The sequence below is a fragment of the Muribacter muris genome, from assembly GCF_004569585.1.
GTDB lineage: Bacteria > Pseudomonadota > Gammaproteobacteria > Enterobacterales > Pasteurellaceae > Muribacter > Muribacter muris.
This window is the reverse complement of record NZ_SPPA01000064.1, coordinates 1-1,147: the sequence shown is the minus strand read 5'-3', so window position 1 is coordinate 1,147 and position 1,147 is coordinate 1. Positions and strand designations below refer to the sequence as shown.

The following is a 1,147-nucleotide window of genomic DNA, read 5'->3' as shown; positions in this document are numbered from 1 at the left end:
GTACAGTGGCATTACGGTTATGATGACAACGGCAATTTGGCGACCCTCACCAACAGCTTGGGGGAAACCAATCATTACGCCTATAACGCCAATCAGCAGCTTACCCAAATCAGTACGGAAGCGGGAGAATGCTGCAACTACGAGTACGATGCAGCCGGTCGGCTGACGGAACTCACCACCCTCGACACGGCACTGACCTTTGAGTATGACGTGCAAGACCGGGTGATTAAGGAAGTCCAACAGCACGGCAGCCAACGCACCACCCTCCAATGGGCATACCCCGACCCGCAGACGAAAATCCGGCATATTATCACCGAGACAGAGGGCAAAACCGCCACCCTAACCACCACTTACCGTTACAATCGGGTCGGTGAGTTGGTACAACTGGATTTGCCTGCCGAACAGAGCGGGAAAAGTGAAACAAGCGGTCAGATACCGCAGCTTTTTTGCGATTACGATGCCAACGGCAATGAAATTGCCCGTTACGCCCCGCAGGGTTTTCAGTTGCGTCAGCAGTATGATGCAATGGATAACCTTATCCGACAACGGGCAGGGAATGAGCCGAAACACTTTTTCGACAAACACGCATTGCAAGCCACGGGTATTGATGCCCCGACTTTCGCCAAACTTGACCGGCATTACGGCTATGATTTGGCACAGAACACGATAAAAAGCCACGAGCGGGAGGAACGGCTTGACTTCACCCTCAACCGCAACGGGCAAATCACCGAAGTGATTGACAATCACACCCTGCGGGAAAGCTACCGCTATGATGAAAACGGCTATCTTACCCAACGGCATATCGGGTTGGCACGTTACGGGCAGTTGCACGACCCGTTGCAAACGGACTACGACAAACAAGCGCAAATTGTTCAAAATACCGATATTTACCAAAAAGGCAACCGACTGAACCGCTTGTCGGACACGGTTTACCGCTATGACGAAGACGGGCGGGTGATTAGCCGCACCAAACACCCAAACCAACGCCACGAACGGCACGAAACCTTTGTGTGGGACGGGTTTAACCAACTCATCACCTTTAACGACAAGGCTCAACACCAGTGGCACTATAAATATGACGGCTTGGGCAGACGGATTGAGAAGTACAGCGAGCGGGACAACACAACGACCAAATATATTTGGGACG

Annotated in this window: 1 protein-coding gene; it reads left to right on the top strand. The window is 52.1% G+C overall.

Annotation, left to right across the window (positions count from 1 at the left end; genetic code table 11):
- Positions 1–1,147, top strand: a 1,147-nt coding sequence (locus E4T80_RS12600) for an RHS repeat domain-containing protein (protein WP_135058719.1), incomplete at both ends; no start/stop codon positions are given.